Source organism: Microbacterium sp. AG157 (assembly GCF_003385695.1).
Taxonomy (GTDB): domain Bacteria; phylum Actinomycetota; class Actinomycetes; order Actinomycetales; family Microbacteriaceae; genus Microbacterium; species Microbacterium testaceum.
In genome coordinates this window covers 670,117-689,372 of the sequence record NZ_QRDK01000001.1, presented here as the reverse complement: position 1 = coordinate 689,372, position 19,256 = coordinate 670,117, and the positions used below count along the sequence as shown (strand labels likewise).

22 protein-coding genes are annotated in these 19,256 nt (G+C 68.0%); 20 read left to right on the top strand and 2 right to left on the bottom strand.

The annotated features are described in order from the left end of the window. Positions 1 to 103: 103 nt before the first annotated feature. The 3 genes from DEU35_RS03260 (at position 104) to DEU35_RS03250 (ending at position 3,270) form a co-directional block, all read left to right on the top strand. Positions 104 to 1,387, top strand: a complete 1,284-nt coding sequence (locus DEU35_RS03260; RefSeq protein WP_116238600.1) for a sodium:proton exchanger — start codon at positions 104 to 106, stop codon at positions 1,385 to 1,387. 96 nt (positions 1,388 to 1,483) lie between these two features. Then, the gene (locus tag DEU35_RS03255) at positions 1,484 to 2,671 is read left to right on the top strand and encodes a sensor histidine kinase (RefSeq protein WP_116238900.1); all 1,188 of its coding nucleotides are present in this window, start codon (positions 1,484 to 1,486) and stop codon (positions 2,669 to 2,671) included. Further along, positions 2,668 to 3,270, top strand: coding sequence for a response regulator transcription factor (locus DEU35_RS03250; protein WP_116238599.1), 603 nt, complete (start codon positions 2,668 to 2,670; stop codon positions 3,268 to 3,270). The genes DEU35_RS03255 and DEU35_RS03250 overlap by 4 nt, the downstream gene beginning before the upstream one ends. 102 nt (positions 3,271 to 3,372) lie before the next feature. Here DEU35_RS03250 and DEU35_RS03245 read toward each other — a convergent pair whose 3' ends face one another. Continuing rightward, the gene (locus tag DEU35_RS03245) at positions 3,373 to 3,810 is read right to left on the bottom strand and encodes an ImmA/IrrE family metallo-endopeptidase (RefSeq protein ID WP_103206632.1); all 438 of its coding nucleotides are present in this window, start codon (positions 3,808 to 3,810) and stop codon (positions 3,373 to 3,375) included. Positions 3,811 to 3,827: 17 nt separating this feature from the next. Further along, complete coding sequence (locus tag DEU35_RS03240) at positions 3,828 to 4,250, bottom strand: helix-turn-helix transcriptional regulator (protein ID WP_103206631.1); 423 nt, start codon at positions 4,248 to 4,250, stop codon at positions 3,828 to 3,830. Positions 4,251 to 4,335: 85 nt separating this feature from the next. Between DEU35_RS03240 and DEU35_RS16980 the strand changes: the two genes are divergently transcribed. From DEU35_RS16980 to DEU35_RS03160, 17 genes are all read left to right on the top strand, one after another. Further along, entirely contained in the window at positions 4,336 to 4,497 is a 162-nt protein-coding gene (locus tag DEU35_RS16980; protein WP_181904561.1) for a hypothetical protein, read from the top strand. Positions 4,498 to 4,669: 172 nt separating this feature from the next. Next, entirely contained in the window at positions 4,670 to 4,960 is a 291-nt protein-coding gene (locus tag DEU35_RS03235) for a phosphopantetheine-binding protein (protein WP_116238597.1), read from the top strand. 39 nt (positions 4,961 to 4,999) lie between these two features. Next, positions 5,000 to 6,220 (top strand): beta-ketoacyl-[acyl-carrier-protein] synthase family protein, encoded by a 1,221-nt coding sequence (locus DEU35_RS03230; RefSeq protein ID WP_116238596.1) that lies wholly within the window; start codon positions 5,000 to 5,002, stop codon positions 6,218 to 6,220. Then, positions 6,220 to 7,107, top strand: a complete 888-nt coding sequence (locus tag DEU35_RS03225; protein ID WP_147301821.1) for a hypothetical protein — start codon at positions 6,220 to 6,222, stop codon at positions 7,105 to 7,107. Before DEU35_RS03230 ends, DEU35_RS03225 begins: the two co-directional genes overlap by 1 nt. Before the next feature lie 62 nt (positions 7,108 to 7,169). Next, positions 7,170 to 8,162, top strand: a complete 993-nt coding sequence (locus tag DEU35_RS03220) for a DUF4872 domain-containing protein (protein ID WP_181904560.1) — start codon at positions 7,170 to 7,172, stop codon at positions 8,160 to 8,162. Next, positions 8,159 to 8,761, top strand: coding sequence for a 4'-phosphopantetheinyl transferase superfamily protein (locus DEU35_RS03215; protein WP_181904559.1), 603 nt, complete (start codon positions 8,159 to 8,161; stop codon positions 8,759 to 8,761). Before DEU35_RS03220 ends, DEU35_RS03215 begins: the two co-directional genes overlap by 4 nt. Then, positions 8,758 to 9,945, top strand: coding sequence for an ABC transporter permease (locus DEU35_RS03210; RefSeq protein ID WP_116238592.1), 1,188 nt, complete (start codon positions 8,758 to 8,760; stop codon positions 9,943 to 9,945). Before DEU35_RS03215 ends, DEU35_RS03210 begins: the two co-directional genes overlap by 4 nt. Positions 9,946 to 10,007: 62 nt before the next feature. Then, on the top strand, positions 10,008 to 10,424 hold the full coding sequence (locus DEU35_RS03205; RefSeq protein ID WP_147301820.1) for a thioesterase family protein: 417 nt from the start codon (positions 10,008 to 10,010) through the stop codon (positions 10,422 to 10,424). Next, entirely contained in the window at positions 10,411 to 11,853 is a 1,443-nt protein-coding gene (locus DEU35_RS03200) for an NAD(P)/FAD-dependent oxidoreductase (RefSeq protein WP_116238590.1), read from the top strand. The genes DEU35_RS03205 and DEU35_RS03200 overlap by 14 nt, the downstream gene beginning before the upstream one ends. Next, the gene (locus tag DEU35_RS03195; RefSeq protein ID WP_181904558.1) at positions 11,850 to 12,938 is read left to right on the top strand and encodes a beta-ketoacyl synthase N-terminal-like domain-containing protein; all 1,089 of its coding nucleotides are present in this window, start codon (positions 11,850 to 11,852) and stop codon (positions 12,936 to 12,938) included. The genes DEU35_RS03200 and DEU35_RS03195 overlap by 4 nt, the downstream gene beginning before the upstream one ends. 5 nt (positions 12,939 to 12,943) lie before the next feature. Continuing rightward, a complete protein-coding gene (gene fabG, locus DEU35_RS03190; RefSeq protein ID WP_258873309.1) occupies positions 12,944 to 13,684 on the top strand; it encodes a 3-oxoacyl-ACP reductase FabG in 741 nt (246 codons plus the stop codon). An 8-nt stretch (positions 13,685 to 13,692) separates the two neighbouring features. Beyond that, entirely contained in the window at positions 13,693 to 14,139 is a 447-nt protein-coding gene (gene fabZ, locus DEU35_RS03185; protein ID WP_103207078.1) for a 3-hydroxyacyl-ACP dehydratase FabZ, read from the top strand. Beyond that, positions 14,136 to 14,831: an ABC transporter ATP-binding protein gene (locus DEU35_RS03180; RefSeq protein ID WP_181904557.1), complete on the top strand. Its 696-nt coding sequence runs from the start codon at positions 14,136 to 14,138 to the stop codon at positions 14,829 to 14,831. Before fabZ ends, DEU35_RS03180 begins: the two co-directional genes overlap by 4 nt. Beyond that, positions 14,828 to 15,538, top strand: coding sequence for a flavodoxin family protein (locus DEU35_RS03175; RefSeq protein ID WP_116238586.1), 711 nt, complete (start codon positions 14,828 to 14,830; stop codon positions 15,536 to 15,538). The genes DEU35_RS03180 and DEU35_RS03175 overlap by 4 nt, the downstream gene beginning before the upstream one ends. A gap of 49 nt (positions 15,539 to 15,587) precedes the next feature. Beyond that, complete coding sequence (locus DEU35_RS03170; protein ID WP_181904556.1) at positions 15,588 to 16,796, top strand: ABC transporter permease; 1,209 nt, start codon at positions 15,588 to 15,590, stop codon at positions 16,794 to 16,796. A 10-nt stretch (positions 16,797 to 16,806) separates the two neighbouring features. Next, entirely contained in the window at positions 16,807 to 18,303 is a 1,497-nt protein-coding gene (locus DEU35_RS03165) for a carotenoid oxygenase family protein (RefSeq protein ID WP_309545563.1), read from the top strand. Positions 18,304 to 18,352: 49 nt separating this feature from the next. Beyond that, on the top strand, positions 18,353 to 19,252 hold the full coding sequence (locus DEU35_RS03160) for an ABC transporter ATP-binding protein (protein ID WP_116238583.1): 900 nt from the start codon (positions 18,353 to 18,355) through the stop codon (positions 19,250 to 19,252). Positions 19,253 to 19,256 lie beyond the last annotated feature (4 nt).

Here is a 19,256-nt window from a genome sequence, read left to right as displayed (position 1 = left end):
ATCCCACCTCGACCGCTCAGCGGTGAGGCGAGCGAGACCTTCGGCCCGCCCAGGCCGAAGCGTCGCTGTCCCGTCTTCGGTCGCGTCCGACCGGAGTTCTTCCATGCCACGCGCTCTCATCCGCCGTATCGGCCTGTGCCTGCTGATCGCGGCCCCCGCGATCGTCTTCCGGGTGCTCGGGTTCCACCCGAACGCCGTGCTCGATCTCATCGTCTTCGGTGCGGCCGTCGTCGCCGCGAGCTTCCTTCTGGCGTGGGCCGCCGAGGCCGCGCAGAAAGACATCTCGGGCCCGCTGGCCATCGCCATCCTCGCACTGATCGCCGTGCTCCCGGAGTACGCGGTCGACCTCTACTACGCGTTCCGGTCGGGGTACGACCCGTCGTACGAGCAGTTCGCGGCGGCGAACATGACCGGCTCGAACCGGCTCCTTCTCGGCTTCGGGTGGCCGCTCGTCGTGATCGTGGCGTTGATGGTCGCGAACCGCGTCGCGAAGAGCAAGAAGGCCGCACGGGTGACGTTCCTGCAGCTGCCGCGCGAATCCCGCCTCGACGTGGGCTTCCTCGCGGTGCTCGCGGTCGTCGCCTTCGCGATCCCGCTGCTCGGCCACCTCCCGATCTGGTTCGGACTCGTCCTCATCGCCGCGTTCGCCTTCTACCTCTGGCGCGCAAGCCAGGCCGAGAGCGACGGCGAGGAGCACTTCGTCGGCCCCGCCGCGCTCATCGCCGACCTGCCCCAGCGGCCGCGCCGCCTCACCGTCATCGCGCTGTTCGTCGTGGCCGCGGCCATCATCCTCGCGTGCGCCGAACCGTTCGCCGAGGCGCTCGTGGAGTCGGGTTCTGCGTTGGGAATCGACAGCTACTTCCTCGTGCAGTGGCTGGCGCCGCTGGCATCCGAGGCTCCCGAATTCATCATCGCCGTGATGTTCGCGCTGCGCGGTATGGGGGCTGCCGCCATCGGCACCCTCATCGCGTCGAAGATCAATCAGTGGAGCCTGCTGGTCGGCTCGCTGCCCCTCGCGCACTTCTTCGGCGGCGGTGGGGGAGACCTTTCCCTCGACGCGCGCCAGATCGAGGAGTTCGTGCTCACCGGTTCGCAGACCGTGATGGGCGTGGCCATCATCATGGCGCTGCGGTTCCACTGGTGGTCGGCGGCGTCTCTCGCGGCGATCTTCGCGGTGCAGTTCTTCGTCACCGACACCGGAGGCCGGTACATCCTGTCGGGGGTGCAGATCGCGATCGCGATCGTCGCGCTGATCATCCACCGACGCAGCATCCTGCCGACGCTGGCGGCGCCGTTCCGCCGTCGGGTCCGCGGCGACGGGAGCGACGATGCGCTTCTCGCGGGTGCGGAGCCGGCGGCGTCGGGACCGCGACGAGAGGGCGCCTGAGCGGACGGCGGGCACGGAACCCACCCGTGCCCGCCCCCTCTCGCGGGGTCGTCCCGCCCCGCCCGTGACGAATGTCATGCCCGTACTGTGGCGGGTGTGAGCGCCCCCGCACCCGCACCCCTCCGCACTCCCGCGGCGACCTACGCCCGTGACGTCCGCGTCACCTGGTGGTACACCGCCGCCTCGGTGATGTTCCTGCACGTGTTCGCCCTCTTCCTCTGGACGTTCGTCGTCGTCATGCGGGGGACGCCGCTCGACATCGCGCTGGTCCTGATCGGGGCGGCCGGGTCGATGGCATCCGGAGTCCTTCTGCTCGTGCACTACCGCCGCGAGCCCCTCGACGACGGCGACGACTCGGCGCGGCGCCGGGTCTGGCCCCTCGTGCTGGTGGGGATCGCCTCGGCGGCGGTGTTCGGCCTGGGGGCGGGATCCGTGCTCGTCGCGGTGGCCCTCGCGGCGCAGGCGCTGTGCACGGTGCGGTGGCGGGGCGGCATCCGGCTGCGGCTCGTCGTGCTGCTGCTGGTCGTGATCGTGGCGGCGTGGGTCGTCGAGGCCACGCGCCTGAATCCCGACGGCTACCTCACCCTGACCTTCGCCCTGCCGTTGTTCGCGTCGATGCTCGCGCCGCTGACCGCGACCTCGCTGTGGTGGTGGGACATCGTGCGCGAACTCGACCGCGCGCGTCGCGCCGAGGGGCGTCTCGCCGCCGCTCAAGAACGCCTGCGTCTCGCGGGAGACCTGCACGACCTGCAGGGCCACCACCTGCAGGTCATCGCGCTGCAGCTCGAGCTCGCCGAGAAGATGATGGGGAGGGATCCGGATGCCGCGGTCGAACAGGTGCGCGCGGCTCGTGCGAGCGTCGATGAGGCGCGACGCGGCACGCGGGATCTGGCCGCACGGTTCCGCGGGGTGCCCCTGCCCGACGAACTCGCGAACGCCGCAGATCTGCTGCGCGCGGCGGGCCTGACCGTCGACCTGCTGGTCGATACCGAGGCCGGTCGCGCGCCGGCGGACGTGCTCGGGCCGGTGGTGCGCGAGTCCACGACGAACGTGCTGAAGCACGGCGGCGGGGTGTCGGCATCCCTCTCCCTCGCCCGTCACGAGGGGGCGTGGGTGCTGATCGTCGAGAACGACGCGCGGGGGGCCGCGTCTGTCGTCGGCGATGGGGCGGGGCTGTCGGGAATCGTCGAACGCGTGGGTTCGGTGGGAGGGGCAATGGATGCCACCCGCGTCGGCGACCGATTCCGCCTCACTGTCCGCGTGCCCGAGGGGGTGACGGCATGATCCGCGTGCTCATCGCCGACGACGAAGACATGATCCGCACAGCGCTCGCCGCCCTGCTGCGGTTGGAGGACGACCTCGAGGTCGTCGCCGAATGCCGCGATGGCGAGAGCGCCGTGACCGAGGCGCAGCGGCTGAGGCCGGACGTCTGCCTGCTCGACCTCGAGATGCCCGGGCTCGACGGCGTCGACACGGCCGCGAAGATCCTGCGGAGCGTGCCCTCGCGCTGCGTGATCGTCACGCGGCACGCGCGGCCGGGGGTGCTGCGGCGGGCGCTCGGTGCGGGAGTGAGCGGATTCCTGTCGAAGTCGCGACCGGCGGACGACGTGGCGGCCGTCATCCGCGAGGTCGCGGTCGGGCGCCGGTACGTCGACCCCGAGGTCGCGGCCGACGCGCTGAGCGACGAGCGCAGCCCGCTCACCGACCGGGAGCTCGACGTGCTGCGAGCCGGCGCACGAGGGCAGACGGTTGCCGAGATCGCGGCATCCCTCCATCTGTCGGCGGGGACGGTGCGCAACCACGTGTCGTCGGTGCTCGGCAAGCTCGGACTCGCGAGTCGGCAGCAGGCGACGATCCACGCGCGCGAGCGGGGGTGGATTTAGTCGGTGCATCCGACGGGCGAGGGGACGAGTCGGTGGCGACCGTGACGCGGCCGTCGCGAGCGAACGGAGGGGACGAGCGCGGAGGAGCCGACGCACGCGGCGTCACGATGCCCAACGCTCGGCCGAGTGGAACTGGCCGCGCCCCAGCCGGGCGCGCGTATAGGTGACGCCGCGCAGACGCGTGAGGTCGTTCTCGAGGAAAACGCGCAAGAGCTTGGGCGTCACGCCCAGTTCTTCGGCGATGTCGTTCTCGGGCAAACCCATCGCTTCGAGCCGGGCGAATCGCTCCGGATCGACGAGGAGCCGAGCGGCGTACGCGTCGGCGGCGGCCTCCGCACGGGGATCACCCGGGCCCCGGTGTCCGTGAAAGGCGTGTCCGAGTTCGTGTGCGACGACGCAGGCGCGCTCGACGGGGGTGAGGGTGAAGTCGTACACGATCATGCGACGCTCGTGATCGTAGAAGCCCCGATAGGGCTCGGGGAGATGAGCGACGTGAACGGTGACCCCGAGGCGTGCCGCGAGGGCGAGTAGTTCTCGCAAGGCTCCTCCGTCGATGATCAGTCGGTCGACCTCGTCCTCTCGTCGGTGTTGGCGGCGTCGAGGAGACCGGGAGAGACGTGACCGAGGTAGGTCACGTTGTCTGTTTCGTCGAGGGTACGAGGGGCTTCCGACATGGAGGCGAGCAGCTTGACGAGGCCGTCGTGCGGCGAGCCGCTCGACGTGGAGCCGTCGTCGCTGTAGTCGACGAGGGCCATGTCGACGATCTCGCGCGTCGGCACGCGCAGGACCGCCGCGATGCGCTCGAGCTCGGAGACCGTGGTCTCGTTCACCCCGTCTTCGCGTCGCTTCAAGTTCGACAGGGGGATGCCGGTTTGCCGCGCGAGAGCCTCGCGCGTGACATCTCTGCGCCGACGCGCCGCCCGGATCGCCGAACCCAGATGCCGGTCGAACGGGTGGGGCGTCTTCTTCTTACGGGCCATGCCCCCAGCGTAGGAGAGTCCTCCCGTTTCACCGGGCGGGTGAAATCGTTTGAGGGAGTCAAACATGACCCTCTAGCATTCAAACATGACCACTGAGGCGCGCGGGGAGCACCCGACAACGGACGAAGAGGGCGCGCTTCCCGGCGGCGATCGCGGCGCGTGCTCGAAGCGAGATATGTCGGTGCGTGAATTCCTCGCGGAAGGCGCGCGGCGCGGCGTCACGACGGAACAGATGTTCCCGGAGTGAGGCATTCGAGGCATCCGGTCCCCCCGGCGTCGAGTACGTCGTCGCCGCGGCACACGCCCGAGCGGCCCGCTCGGGTAACCGAAAGCCGGTTCACCGCCCGCATCGGGCCCCGACCATCCGCCCAGCCGCCTCGTCGATGTTTCGACCCACTGCAAGAGACGAAGGAAATGACATGACCGAACACACCATCGAGCGAGAGATCGTCTCGGCCATCGTCGAACGACTGGGGCTCGAGATCGATCCTGTCGACGTCGACCTCGACGCGCCGATCTTCTCTTCCCTGGCGGAGGGAACGGAACACGAGGAGTCCTCGCTCAACCTCGACTCCATCGACATCCTCGAGGTCGTCCTCGCCCTCAACGCGACCTTCGATGTCGAACTCCCCGACGATCAACCCGAGGTCTTCACGTCCGTTCGTACGATCGCGGATTACGTGCGCGCGCACCGCGTCGACGCCGCCTGATCGGCGCCCGCTGACCACCGTCGAGAGGCTCCACCGAGGATGAGCACACGCGTATACGTCACCGGCGTCGGGTTGCTGAGTCCGATCGGGAACACGATGAGCGACTTCACCGAATCGCTCCGCGCGGGATCGAGCGGATTTCGGGCGATCCCGTACTTCGACACCGCAGCCTTCCCGTTCGACCGTGGAGCGGTCATCACCGAGCTCCCTGCGGAACTCACGACCCTCGTGGCGGAGCATCCCGAGTGGGAAACCGCGGAGCACTACGGCGTGCACTGTGCGGCCGTCGCGCTTGCCGACGCCGGGTTCGCCGTCGAAGCGCTCGACCCGTTCCGCACGGCCGTGGTCGTCGCGTCGTCGAACGCGGGCGTCGAGACGAATCACACGTACGCGCAGCAGAAGCTCCGTGACGAAGTGATCCCGGGGGCGACCGTCGTGCGAACGCCCGCGACGGTCACCGCGACGATCCGCCGTGCGTTCGGATTGCGCGGGCCCCAAGCCGCGGTCTCCACCGCCTGCGCGGCCGGAAGCAACGCCGTCGGCCGCGCCTACGACTTCATCACGACCGGGCAGGCGGACGTGGCCATCGCGGGCGGTGCGGAACCGTTCTCGATGCTCTCCTTCTCCGGCTTCACCCTGCTCAAGTCGCTGACGCACGACGCCGTCCGGCCGTTCGACGAAGGGCGAGACGGTACGGGTCTGGGAGAAGCGGCATGCGTGTTCGTCCTGGAGAGCGCGGAGTCCGCGATCGCGCGCGGCGCGACGATCTACGGCGAAGTCTGCGGCTACGGCCTCTCCGACGACGCCTTTCACGCGACTGCCCCCGATCCGAGCGGAACCGGTGCCGTTCTGGCGATCACGCAGTGTCTCGCCGACGCCCGGATACGGCCGGAGGACGTGGACTACATCAACGCTCACGGAACCGGAACGCGTTACAACGACGCCATGGAACTCGCCGCGCTGACCCGCGTGTTCGGAGACAGCCTGGCACGTATCCCCATCAGTTCGACGAAGCCGCTGCACGGACACACTCTCAGCTGCGCGGGCAGTCTGGAGATGCTCGTGTGTCTCGCCGCGCTCGAGGGTGGTTTCGTTCCCGGCAACATCGGCACCACGGAGCCGATGCACGGATTCGCCGGACTCGACATCCCACACACCTCCCGTGACGTCGATGGGATGAGCGTCGCGATCTCCACCTCGTTCGGGTTCGGGGGGAACAACACCTGCGTCGCCCTCCGGAGGGTGAGGCGGGGAGAGTGATGGACGCACCGACGTCGCTCGCGCGACATTCTCATCCTGCTCTCGCGCCCGCGGGAATGATCTTCGACGCGTTGGACATCTCCATCGAGCCGAGCGCGGTCGTGGTCATGGCATCCGGAATCCGGTACGCCGATCCGGACGGCCTCGATGACTTCGGCGGACTCGATGCGGCATTCGACCTCTTCGAGGCCGCGGGGTTCAACTGCGAGCAGTTCCGGAGCATGGACGCCGGGCCGTTCCTCGATGCCGCTCGTCGGGAACACGCTCTTGCCGAGCGGCGCTGGAGAGCGACGCCGTTCTACTCCCTCCATCCCGAGTGCGACCCGGTGAGCGGGGCGACGACCGTGCGCCCTGTCGCTCTGAGCGAATTCGGCGACACGACCGTGCGGATCACCTCGACGTTCGCCGACCGGACGGCGTCCTACGAGGATCTGCTGCGCGGCGAATCGTCCCTGTGGGGATACGCGGCGCCCGTGCCCTCGCTGCGGGCGATCCTGGCACCCGCGCGCTACGACCTCGCCGCGCGGGCCCGACGGTCCCTCCGACTCCTCTTCCTGCGAATGGCGACGGCCCGGGACGGCCTGTCCCGACTCGAGTCGTTCGTCTCGAGCCGCCCTCTGCGCGAGAAGACCCAGGCGTACCGGCGCGGCCTGGCGGCGATGGGCGCCGGCGACGACTCGTTCCACCGCTCCGTGCTCGTGGCGGCGATCGAGTCGTACGGCACGGCAACGGTTCCCGATGAGACACACGCGGGCTTCGCCCGCTCGGCCGCGCTGCACCTCGAGTTCCTGGACGGCGCCGATGCGGCGCTCGCCGAGATCGCCCGTGTCGAGCGCGCCGCGCTCGACGCCCATGCACGCGGTGTCGCGGGACGGGTCTGCTCATGAAACTCACGCCACGCACGCAATGGCCCGACCCCTACCTCAGAGGGTCCCATTGCTTCTCGACCATGATCAGAAACGCGTTCCTCGGGACGGAGTTCGTCTTCGATGAAGAGCTCGCGTACGTCATCGGCGGCGGACTCGGGCTGCTGTTCCACCGCGACGGCGACGCCTACTACATCAACAGTCGCATTCACGATCTCGAGCACTTCTTCGCGCGACGAACGGGCTCGCGCATCGAGTTCGTCTCCCACGCCACGGCGGACGCGATGCTGGCCCGCACCCGTGAGTGGGCAGACGCGGGCACGCTCCCGTACCTGTACTGCGAAGCGCGAGAACTGTCGACTTTCCGCGGCGTGCTTCCCTGGGAGGAGGTCCACGCCTTCGGCGAGCACGCGTTGCCGGTGCGGTCGGTCTCGGCGGCCGGCTCGTTGCTCGTGAACGACTACCTGTGGGCGCATCCGATAGAGATGGACGCGGAGGAGGTCGCGACGGCGGCGGCGATGCCGAGTGACGGTGCGATCTCGATGGCCTGCCCTGCCCGCCGATTCGCGGTCGGCCGGCTCATCCCGCCCGAGCACGTGCCCGACGTACGCGAGGTACTCGCCCTGTCCCTCGTCGAGAGTGCGGAGCTCTTCCTCAACCCCGCGAACAACAGCCAGGGGGAGCGGGCTCTCAAGGCCTTCGAGCGAGAACTGGCATCGATGCCCGACACGGTGACTCCCCTCGTCATGCAGGTCGAGCTGGTGTCGATGGCGACGACGCTGGAGAAGATCGGTTCCGGGGGCGGTGCCGGGCGGCACCTGTTCGCACGGGGTCTCCGGACCGCCTCGACGCACCTGGACAACGGCCGTCTCGCGGCGATCGCTACGGAGTACGCCGCCCTCGGCGGGAGGTGGCGTGCACTCGCTCGGGGCATGCGCGCCCACGCCGCACAGCAGGATCCGCGCGTCGGATGGGCGAGCGTGATCACCGCGGTGCGCGAGATCCGGCGGCGCGAGGTCATCGCCGTCACCGAACTGCTGCGCGTCAGCTCCGCTCTCCTGGGGGAGGCCGCGTGATCGTCGCACAGTGGATCGATCGCTCCGAGTACGGCGCGGGTGGACGGCCGTTGCGCCGTGCGGCGGGTCGGGCGCTGCTCTCGGACACGGCACGACTTCTGGGGCTCGGCGGCCTGCGGGTACGCCGTCGTCCCGGCCAACGACCCGAGGCCGAGACTCCCGGCGTCTGGTTCTCGATGTCGCACACGGGCGACCTGACGGTGTGCGCCGTGGCGACGAGCAACGTGGCCATCGATATCGAGCAGCAGAATGCGCGACGGGAGCGTCGCATGGTGAGCGGACCACCGGTCCGCTTCTTCACCGCAGCGGAGCGGGAGCTCATCGCACGCGACCCCTCTCGCCTGCTTCCCGTCTTCACGGCCAAGGAGGCGTGGGCGAAGTATCTCGGCCTCGGCCTCGCCCTCGGGTTCGGCAGCTTCGATGAGGCCAGCGTTATCGCTCGCGACCCGGGTGTCGAGTTCACGCGGGTTTTCATCGACGGCACGGTAGGCACCGCGGTCCACAGGGCGGGAGAGGGCCTCGTCATCCGCCGGCGATCGCTGCGCCCGGAACAGCTCGCGGCGGGGGCCGACATCGATCGAGCGGAGCGGGCGCGATGATCGGAATCGCCGTACGAGACGTGGTCCACTACCGGCGTGAGACGGTCGGCGTCGTCGCGCAGGTGGCCGTGGGTATCGCGCTCTTCGTCATCGCTCTGTCGTTCGTCGCAGCGATCGGGCAGAACGCGGATCGACTGCTCTTCGGCACCGTCGGGGCGCCCTGGCTCGTGCAGCCGGCAACGCGCGATGACGTCCTCTCGGTCGACGCACACGAGATGTCGGACATCGCCGCTGCCGTGGGGGCGACGTCCGTCCATTCGCGCCTGGATCTGAGTGCCAACCTCGAGAGCCCCTCGGCCTCCCCGGATCGGCCGGCGAGCGCATCCGTGACTCTCGTCGGCGCGGACCTGGCAGCCGAACGCACGCTGGCCGAGAACTTCGGACTCCCTCCAGAGCCCCTCGGCGCCGATCGCATCGTGCTCACCGACACCGTCGCCCGGCAACTCGGAGTCGCCTCTGGTGACGTGCTCGTCATCTCGATCGGCGCCGCGCGGCTCACGTACACCGTCGACGCGGTGGTCACGGCATCCACACCCAGCTTCACCCTCGAGAACTGGGTGCTCGTCGATCGAGAGTCGCTCGCCCGGAAAGTCTTCGGCGACGCCGACCGAGCCAACGAATTGCTGATCGATGCACCGCAGACCAGCACCGTCCGCTCCGAGATCGACGCCGCAACCGCCGGCCTCGGCTGCGCGACCACACTCTCCCTCTGGTCGGACACGATGTGGTCGTCCCTCATGCTCGGACCGGCGATCTGGGGTGTCGTGCTCGTCGCGGCGTCGACCTTCACCTTCTTGATCATCTGCATCGGCTTGACCTCGCTCGTCTACTCCGGCTTGCTCGCCCGCGTCGCAGACATCGCCGTGCTGAAGACAGCAGGAGCCCGATCGAGTGCGCTGGGGCGGATGTACCTGACCGAGGTCGTCGCCCAGTACGTGATCGGCTACGTCGTCGGCGGCATCCTGGCCGCGGTCCTGATCGCCGGCGCGAATGCCGTCGGTTTCACCTCGACCGACCAGGCGTTCACCTTCGTGGTCGGGGCGACGACTCTGTCCTTCGCGCCGACGTGGTGGGCGTTCCTCGCTCCGCTCGGCATCGGCTTCGTCCTGACCGTCGCCGTGCTCTGGTTCCCCATCCGTTCGCTGTGCCGGTACCCGGTGCTCGACCTCCTGGAGATTCGATGACCGCATCACGGATCGCGCCGCCGAACGAGATCAGGTTCTCGGTCCGTTTCGCCGAAACGGACATGGCCCGCGTCTACCATCACAGCAACACGTTCGTGTGGTTCGAGGCCGGCCGCTTCGCGCTCATCGAAAAGATGATCGGGGGACAGCCGATGATCGAGGTCGACGGGGTACCGATCTTCGCCCCCGTCACGAAGACTCGTGTCTCGTTCACGGGCTTCGCCAGGTTCGGCGACGAGCTGCGGCTCGAGACCTTCATCAAGCCGCAGGAGACCACGAAGCTCGTCTTCTACTACCGACTGACGAAAGTCGGTGACGGAGCCACCGTCGCCCTCGGGACGACCGAACACGTCACTCTCGTGGAGGGCGGGAGATTCCTCTTCCGCTGGCCGGAGGCGGTCGGGGAGAAGATGAAGACGTTCTTCTTCGAGAATCCCGGCGTGGTGACCGACGGGCGGGGTTTCGATGCGAAGCTCTGACGTCGTGGTCGTCGGCGCCGGAATGGCCGGTCTCGTCGCCGCGGCGCGAATGCTCCACCACGGTCACCGCGTCGTCGTCGTGGAGCGCACCGGTCAGGCGGGCGGTTACTTCGGCGGCTTCGAGAACGAGGCGGGAGACCGATTCGATCTGGCCGTCTCGCATCTCCTCGGCGGAGGGGAAGGCGAGTCCCTCGCTCGCTTGCTCGCGTCGCTCGACCTGAGTGCCGCGGTAGAGTTGGAACCGTTCGACATCGCTGACATCCTCACGATCGGCGAGCGGCGTATCGAAATGCCGATCGGACTGGACCGACTCCAGAAGGAGCTCGCGCGAGAGTTCCCGGCATCCGTCGACGACCTGGCCCGCTTCTTCGACTTCTTGCGGTCGTTTCTCAGCGACGACTCAGCAGATCCTCGCGAACGCGGACGCTTCATGATGCGCCATCACCGTCGCGGGTTCGAGGAGTTCTGCCGGGAGACGATCACCGACCCCGAGCTGCGGACGGCCCTGGCGATGAGGATCCAGTGCGACGACTCATCGCTGCTGGTCATGGCCGGATTCATCACCGAGTGCTACGGCAAGGGGATGGTGTATCCGCGCGGCGGTGTGCGGAACCTCGTCGAATCGATCGTGGACCGCCTGCGGAGCGCGGGCTGCGAGATCATCTTCGACTCCTCGATGACGGACCTGGTCATCGAGGGCAGCCGAGCGAGCGGGGTCGTTCTCGCCGACGGCACGGTGCGACGCGCGGACGTGGTGTTCTTCACCGGGGACGCCCCGAGCCTCGGCGCCCTGCTGGAACGTCACGGTCTCGCCGGCATCGACGCGGGCGGCCGGAGACGAGGGCACTCGTCGCTGAGCCTCTTCCACACTCTCGCCGGCGTCGATCTGACACGCTTCGGTCGTGCCGCGCGTCACTACGTGACTGCGTCGACCGACGTCTTCGAGACCTACCGCGTTCTCGAAACAGGTGCCCTGCCCGAGCACCCGGTCATCAAGGTGCACGTCGTCACCAACATCGATCGCACCGTCGCCGCCCCCGGTCGAGACCTCGTGCGGATCGAGGTCGACATGTACCACGATCCCGACCTCCACGATGCGGATTTCTATGCGGAGTACGCAGATCGCATCGAGGCGACGCTCGCCGGCACGCTCCTGCCCGAACTGCGAACGAGCAGCGTCTATCGACGCATCGTCACACCCATCGACTACGCCGAGTGGTTCGGACACACGGGAGGGTCGGCGACGGGGTGGGCGCACGACGTCGACAACTACATGGTTCGGCGCATCAGCCAGAGGACGAGCCTCGAGAACCTTTTCATCACGGGCCAATGGGGGGAGCACGGCTCGGGATTGCCGCAGCTGATCGCCTCTGCCGACCGGTCCGTCTCCCTCGCGCAACAGCAGCTGAGAAAGCGAGAAAGAGCATGAACGAGCCCCTGGCGATCACCGGCGTCGGCGCGATCTCGTCGCTGGGCCTGTCGGCGAGAGAGCACGCGAAAGACCACGAGAACTGGATCTTCGCCGATGTCGACACGGTGGAGGCCACGTCCTCCGGTTCGATCGGGCACTCGGTCCGTGAGGTGCCGGCGGGGTTCCGGATCCGGGACTACGTCACGTCGGTGGGTCTGCGGCGCAAGCAGAGGTTCAGCCAGCTCGCGATGGCAGCGGCCGTCGACGCGTTCGCGGGGGCCCACTTCGCCGAGCTTCCCGCCGACGCGGAACGGATCGGGATCGTCGCGAACACCGAGTACGGACCGCAGCGGGTCGTCAGCGACTATCTCGACGGCCTGCTCGGGGGCGGGCTCATGAACGCGAGCCCCGCACTGTTCACGCAGACCGTCTACAACGTGGCCAACGGCCAGGCCAGTCTCGCGCTCGGTCTGAAGGGTGCGAACTCGACCCTCGTCGGCGGTTCCGCGGTCGCTTACGGAGCGCAGCTGATCGAGACGGGCAAGGCCGACGCGATCTTCGCGATGTCGCTCGACGAGACGAACGAGATCATGACGGACCACTTCGATGCCGCCGCTGCGGACCTCGACCGCGAGCTTCCCTTCAGCACGGGCGAAGCGGCCGCTGTCGTGGTCCTCGAATCCCCGCGATCGGCCGGGCGACGCGGTGGCGAGCCCATCGCGCACCTCCTCGGGCTCTCCCTCGCCTCGGCGACGAGTGCCGGCGTCAGTTACGTGGACTGGCCGGAGAACGACGACACGATCGCGCACACGATGCGGGCAGCCCTCGGCGATGCGGGACTCGGGGTGGGCGACGTGGACATCGTCGTCGGTACAGCGAACGGACTCGGCGCCATTACCCGGAACGAGATCGCTGCGATCCGGGGGATCGGACACCGAGGTCCTATCGCCCTGCCCCGACTCCTTGCCGGCGAATGCTTCGGCGGCAACGAGGCGCTGGCCCACGTGCTCGCTCTGTCCGCAGCCGAACCCGGCCAGACATTGCTGGTGACGGTATCGACGGTGAACGGCGGCGTCACCTCCGCCCTCGTGAGAAAGGCCTGATCTCAATGCAAGACGCACGAGTGTGTGTGACAGGGGCGACGCGCGGGATCGGCCTCGCCATCGCTGAACGATTCCTCGCGGACGGTGCATCTGTCGCCGTGAACTACCGCAGTGACCGTCCGGAGACCCTCGCCGTCCTGGACCGGCTCGAGAAAGAGCACCCCGGGCGGGTCCTTCCGGTCCGAGCCGATATCTCGTCGTTCGACGAGGTGAAGCGCATGTTCCAGCAGATCAGAGCCGCGTGGGGAGGCCTCGATGTGCAGGTGAACAACGCCGGTCACGCGCAGGACTCTTTCGCGCTCATGATGAGCGAGGACGCCTGGCGATCGGTCGTCGACACGGATCTCTCCGGCACATTCGCGTGCGCCAAGCAGGCCGCGTGGCTCATGGCGGCGCAGAGGTCGGGAACGATCGTCAACATCTCCTCCGTGAGCGCCATCACCAGCCCCGCGGGTCAGGCGAACTACGCGGCAGCCAAGGCCGGGGTTGTCGCCTTCTCGCGGACGCTCGCCAAGGAACTCGCGCGCATGAACATCCGCGTCAATGTGATCGCTCCGGGGTTCGTCGAAACGGAGATGCTCGATCAGCTGCCGTCGGCGATGAAAGACGAGTATCTGGCGCTCATCCCCGACCGGCGATTCGGGAGTGCGGAGGAGATCGCCAACGCCGTCTTCTTTCTCGCGAGCCCTGCGGCTTCGTACATCAACGGGCACTGCCTCGTCGTGGACGGGGGCTTGACCGCATGACCGGGCCGATGAACGCTCCCCGCTCCGCCCCCGTCACCGCCTCTCAGATCATGGAACGGTTGCCGCATCGTCATCCGTTCCTCCTCCTCGATCGCGTCGACGAGCTCGTTCCTGATGTGCGGATCGTCGCCATCAAGAACGTGACGATCAACGAGCCGTACTTCGCCGGACATTTCCCCGGCAACCCGATCATGCCCGGCGTGATGATCATCGAGGCGCTCGCGCAGACGGGCGGCCTGCTCTTCGACATCGGGGGCCGTCTCTGCGTGCTGGCTCGGATCGACGCGGCGCGATTCCGGGGGGTCGTGCGCCCGGGTGACCGGCTCATCCTGACGGCCGACAATCTCGCCCGCCGTGCATCGATGGGCAAGGTGCGTGCGGCCGCCACCGTCGATGGGCGCACCGTCGCGAGCGCCGAGATCAGCTACAGCTTCGTCGAGGGGGCGTCCTCGTGATCGTCGTCGACCATCTCCATCGCACCTATGGTGACGGCCCCGATCTTCTGCACGCGAATCGCGACATCTCTCTTCACATCTCCTCGGGTGAGTTCGTCGTGCTGGCGGGACCGTCCGGGTCGGGCAAGACCACGCTCCTCAACATCATCGGCGGTCTCGATACCGCATCGTCGGGATCGGTTCGGGTCGACGACGTGGAGGTGACGGCCCTGTCGCCCCGAGCGCTCGCCGACTTCCGCCGTGACCGCGTCGGATATGTGTTCCAGCGGTCGAACCTCGTCTCATCGCTCTCGGTGTACGACAACGCGGTGTTGCAGCTCCGGCTGCCGAAGAGGTTGACCCGTGCGGCGCGTGAGCGTACCCGTGCCCTCCTCGACGCGGTCGGGCTCGGCGACAAGCTCGACGCGCTCCCCGCGCAGCTATCGGGCGGGCAGCAGCAGCGCGCGGCCATCATCCGCGCGGTCGCGAGCGATACCGCTCTGGTCGTGGCGGATGAGCCGACGGCGAGTCTCGACTCGGTGAGCGCCGACGGGGTTCTCCGGCTCTTACGTCGGCTCAACGACGAGCACGGCGTGACGATCCTCGTCTCGTCTCATGACGACCGTGTGATCGAGACGGGGCGACGCGTGATCCACCTGACCGACGGCGCGATCGTCTCGGATTCGGGAGCCCCCGGCGGAGGTGGGTCGTGAAGATCGTCGCCGTCCACTCGAGCCCGCGGCCGAACACCCTGAGTCACACGCGGGTGCTGCTTTCCGCCGTGCGGGATTACCTGCTCGGTCGTCGACCCGACTGGTCGTTCGACGACATCGCCCTGTGGGAACGAAGAATCTCGGTGTGCGACGGCAATGGCCGATGCTTCCGCACGGACGGCTGTGTGTTCGACGACGACGTGGAACGGATCATCGAGCAGATGCTCGATGCAGACGGCGTGATCCTGGCGAGTCCGAACTACTGCGCCAACGTGAACTCGACAATGATGACCTTCGTCGAGAGAACGACGCGCCTGAGCCACCGCCGACTGCTCGTGGGAAAGGGAGCGTTGGCGTTGTCGACGTCCGCGAGTCCGGTCGATTCCACTCATGCCTCGGACTATCTCCGACGAGTGCTCGGCAGCTACGGTGCGAGCGTCGTCGAGGCGTACAACGTCGGAAGCCCGATGATCGTCTTCGACTATGGCGACTCGGAGCACGGCCGGATGATGCGCCGTCGCGTCGACGACTTCATCGACGCGGTCTCCGATCCATCGCGACATGTTCCGGATGAGAACTTCGGTGTCGATGTGCGGCAGCAGCTGCGCGACAACCCCGAGTTCACGAGGCGGCTGTTCCGCAGCGATGCCGCTTACTTCGCTGCATCCGAACGTCGGGAGGCAGCCGCTCATGGCTCGGACCGATGACTCGTCCTCGCGTCGCGGACACGCAGGCTCCGGTGAGCGAGGAGCGGGTGTGACGGCGCGCTACATCCTGTTCATGGCGTTCGCGATGATCCGCGCCGATCGGCGAACGGTCCGCACCTTCTCGAGCGTGGCCGTTGCGACGCTCGGCCTTCTGCTTTCCTTCGCCGCCATCAACGGCATGGGCACGATGATGACGCAGTCCGCGAAGGACCTCATCAGCGGTGATGTGTCCGGCTTCGCCCCGGGCTACCGGTACTCGATGCTCAACCCCGCGACCGACGTGGTCTCGTACCTCGACGACGCCGGCGGGCAGTTGGTCTCGGATCTGCGGCGATCGACGGGAGTCACCGCCGTCCGGCCGAGGATCACGGCGGGTGCGCAGCTCTCGGCGCGAGGGACCGATACCGGCGTCGTCGTGGTCGGATCGGACACCGCGGCAGAGGGCTATGTGCTCCTTGCGGGCTCGGCACCGAGGGGAGCCGGGGAGGTGTGCATCAATCAGCGGCAACGCGACGACCTCGGCCTCGCGGTCGGCGACACTCTGACGCTGTCCGTCGCGGGCGCGCCGGAGTCCAACGCCTCGACGCCGGTGCGGGTGTCGTGCGTATACGACAACAGTCGGTTCGGCCTGTTCCGCTCCAGCTTCATCGTGATGGACGTCGCCGGCGTGCAGCAGATCCTCCAACGTCCCCACGCGCTAACACAAGTGCTTCTCACGGTGGCGCCAGGGGTCGACGCAGCGGCCGAGACGAAGGCGTTGGCGACCCGGTTTCCGGGGGTCGCCTTCTTCACCGCGCGAGACACCGCCGGGCTCATCTTCGGGATCCGGGCGGCCCAACGCACGACCATGTGGGCGCTCGTCGGCGTGATGGCGCTGATCTGCGCGGTGCTCGTCGCGAACGTCGTCGCTTTCGCGCTCCGACGGCAGCGCGGCGAGATCGCCACGATGCGGGCGATGGGCTTCGGGGCGAACGCGGTGCGCGCGGTGTACGCCGCACAGACGTTGATCGTCGGAGCCTCGATGATCGCGGTCGGAACGATCGTGTCGATCGTGAGCGTCGTGATATGCGGGGTGATCGGCATCCCGATCGGGAGCGGCGTGCAACTGTTCGGAGAACGCACGCTTCGGCCGTGGCTCGGCATCGGCGATGTAGCCGTCACCGCCGCGGTGATGCTGATCGCCCTGCTCCTCGGGAACGTCCTCTCCACCCGGAGGATGTTGCGCCTGTCGCCGGTCGCGATCGCTCGCGACGTCTGATCCGCCGTCCATGAACCGAGAGAAGACCGCACCCATGGCTCGTCTGTCGCCTTACCGTCGTGGCCACTTCGCGCCCGTTCGGGAGGAGGTGACCGCCTTCGATCTGCCGGTCACGGGCATCATTCCCGAAGACCTCGACGGGCGTTACCTGCGTAACGGCCCCAACCCGCTCGGTGTCGAGCATCCGCGTTTCCACTACTACCTCGGCGCCGGGATGATCCACGGAGTCCGCATCTCCGGGGGCCGCGCCGAGTGGTATCGCAATCGATGGGTCCGGCAGGCTCCGGTGTCTCGCGCGCTGAGGGAGCCGCGGCGCACCTACCGAGTTTTCGGAGGGATGGATGCCGCATCGAACATCAACGTGATCGGCCACGCGGGAAGGACCCTTTCCCTCACAGAGGGGGGAACACTCCCGTTCGAGCTCACGGACGAACTGGACACTGCCGGCCCATGCGACTTCGAGGGTGATCTGCACGGGGCGATGTCTGCTCATCCGAAGGTCGACCCGGTCACCGGGGACCTCCACAGCCTCGGCTACTTCGCGGGGTCGTCCACGGTGGACTACACCGTGGTCGCAGCAACGGGGGCGGTGGTCCATAGCGAGAGCATCGAGCTCCCGCATGCGACGATGATGCACGATTTCGCGCTGACACCGAGCTACCTCGTCCTCATGGATCTGCCGGTGACCTTCCATGCGCTGTCGGCCGTCGCGGGCGACCCGTTCCCCTTCCGATGGAACCCGAGGGCGGTGGCGCGGCTGGGCCTCCTGCGGCGCGGGAGCTCCGAGGCGGAGCCGAAGTGGTTCGAGATCGAGCCCGTGTGGGTCTACCACACCGTCAACGCGTACGACACGCCGAGCGGCATCGTCCTCGACGTCGTGACGCACCCATCCATGTTCCGCGGACGCACGGGGGAGATCAGCGGTCACGGGACTCCGTCGCTCGAACGCTTCACGATCGACACGCGTACGGGTCGAGTGAAGCGAGAGATTCTCGACGATCGCCCGCAGGAGTTCCCCCGTGTCGATGATCGCGTTCTCGGGCGTCCGCACCGATTCGTCTACACCGCGAGCGCCGCCGCGTTCGTCGACACGTGGAGGCCGCGAGAGCTCGACACGATCGCGGACGCCGAGTTCGACAACGTCCTGTTCCGGCACGACCTCCTGGGCGGTCCTACTCAGCGGCGGAGCTTCCCCCGGGACGCGGCGATCGGAGAGGCGGTCTTCGTGGCGCGACGCGGGGGGACGGGCGCCGAAGACGACGGCTACGTGCTCAGTTACGTGCACGAGCCCGGGAGGGGAGCCAGCGACCTCGTGATCCTGTCCGCCGCCGACTTCGAGGGCGACGAACTGGCACGGGTCCATCTGCCCGCGCGCGTACCGCTCGGGCTCCATGGCAACTGGATCCCGACGGATGAGCGCGCCGCCGCAGCGCTCTCCGACGGGGGAGCGACCGCAGTGGACGCGCACGACGTGGCCACTCCGCCCGTCCCGGAGACGGGCCCGTGAGGACGGGACGGCGCCGCGGATGCACGGGGAGAGGGAAGAAGGAGCGCTCATGTCGATAGAGGTCGTCAATCTCTGCAAGGACTACGGGGGACGGCGCGCTGTGCACGACGTGTCCTTTTCTGTGCCGTCGGGTTCCGTCTTCGCGTTCCTCGGGGAGAACGGCGCGGGTAAGTCGACGACGATCGGCTGCATCACGACCACGCTCGCGCCGACGTCGGGCGTGATCTCGGTCAGCGGCTACGACGTGGAGCATCACCCGCACGACGTTCGTGCGAGCATCGGAGCCGTCTTCCAGTCCTCCCTTCTCGACCCTCTGCTCTCCGTGCGCGAGAATCTCGCGGTCCGAGCCGGTTTCTACGGACTCGACATGCGCGAGGCGGGTCGCCGTATCGGAATGCTGTCCGATCTCGTCGGACTCGGCTCATTCCTCGAACGGCGATACGGGACGCTGTCCGGCGGTCAGAAGCGGCGGGCGGACATCGCCCGTGCGCTCGTGCACGAGCCGCGTGTGCTCTTCCTCGACGAGCCCACCGCCGGTCTCGACCCTCAGTCCCGGGAGAGGATCTGGGCGACGATCCACGAGTTGCGCGCGACCGCCGGGACGACGGTCTTCCTCACGACGCATTACATGGAGGAGACCGAGAACGCCGATCGCGTGTGCATCATCGATCGGGGGCGGATCATCGCCGGGGGGACGCCTGCGCAACTGCGCTCTCGATACAGCTCCAGCATCCTCACCGTGCGGTCCGAGGACCACGCCGGGGTGATCGCCGCGTGCCGCGCCCGGGGGATCGATGTCCGTGCGGTGGGTGCTGATCTCGTGATCCCGATGGCGTCGTCGCAGACAGCCAAAGAGCTCCTCGCGGTCCTTCCGATCGACGACTTCGAATTTCGCCACGGAACGATGGACGACGTGTTCCTCACCCTCGTCGGGGGAGCGGACGCATGAGGAG

Bases quoted from the DNA above. Each gene is read 5' to 3' on its own strand.
- DEU35_RS03260 (WP_116238600.1), top strand. From the start codon at position 104: ATGCCACGCGCTCTCATCCGCCGTATCGGCCTGTGCCTGCTGATCGCG.
- DEU35_RS03250 (WP_116238599.1), top strand. From the start codon at position 2,668: ATGATCCGCGTGCTCATCGCCGACGACGAAGACATGATCCGCACAGCG.
- DEU35_RS03240 (WP_103206631.1), bottom strand. From the start codon at position 4,250: ATGGCCCGTAAGAAGAAGACGCCCCACCCGTTCGACCGGCATCTGGGT.
- DEU35_RS16980 (WP_181904561.1), top strand. From the start codon at position 4,336: ATGACCACTGAGGCGCGCGGGGAGCACCCGACAACGGACGAAGAGGGC.
- DEU35_RS03235 (WP_116238597.1), top strand. From the start codon at position 4,670: ATGACCGAACACACCATCGAGCGAGAGATCGTCTCGGCCATCGTCGAA.
- DEU35_RS03230 (WP_116238596.1), top strand. From the start codon at position 5,000: ATGAGCACACGCGTATACGTCACCGGCGTCGGGTTGCTGAGTCCGATC.
- DEU35_RS03225 (WP_147301821.1), top strand. From the start codon at position 6,220: ATGGACGCACCGACGTCGCTCGCGCGACATTCTCATCCTGCTCTCGCG.
- DEU35_RS03220 (WP_181904560.1), top strand. From the start codon at position 7,170: ATGATCAGAAACGCGTTCCTCGGGACGGAGTTCGTCTTCGATGAAGAG.
- DEU35_RS03210 (WP_116238592.1), top strand. From the start codon at position 8,758: ATGATCGGAATCGCCGTACGAGACGTGGTCCACTACCGGCGTGAGACG.
- DEU35_RS03205 (WP_147301820.1), top strand. From the start codon at position 10,008: ATGGCCCGCGTCTACCATCACAGCAACACGTTCGTGTGGTTCGAGGCC.
- DEU35_RS03200 (WP_116238590.1), top strand. From the start codon at position 10,411: ATGCGAAGCTCTGACGTCGTGGTCGTCGGCGCCGGAATGGCCGGTCTC.
- DEU35_RS03195 (WP_181904558.1), top strand. From the start codon at position 11,850: ATGAACGAGCCCCTGGCGATCACCGGCGTCGGCGCGATCTCGTCGCTG.
- fabG (WP_258873309.1), top strand. From the start codon at position 12,944: ATGCAAGACGCACGAGTGTGTGTGACAGGGGCGACGCGCGGGATCGGC.
- fabZ (WP_103207078.1), top strand. From the start codon at position 13,693: ATGAACGCTCCCCGCTCCGCCCCCGTCACCGCCTCTCAGATCATGGAA.
- DEU35_RS03165 (WP_309545563.1), top strand. From the start codon at position 16,807: ATGAACCGAGAGAAGACCGCACCCATGGCTCGTCTGTCGCCTTACCGT.
- DEU35_RS03160 (WP_116238583.1), top strand. From the start codon at position 18,353: ATGTCGATAGAGGTCGTCAATCTCTGCAAGGACTACGGGGGACGGCGC.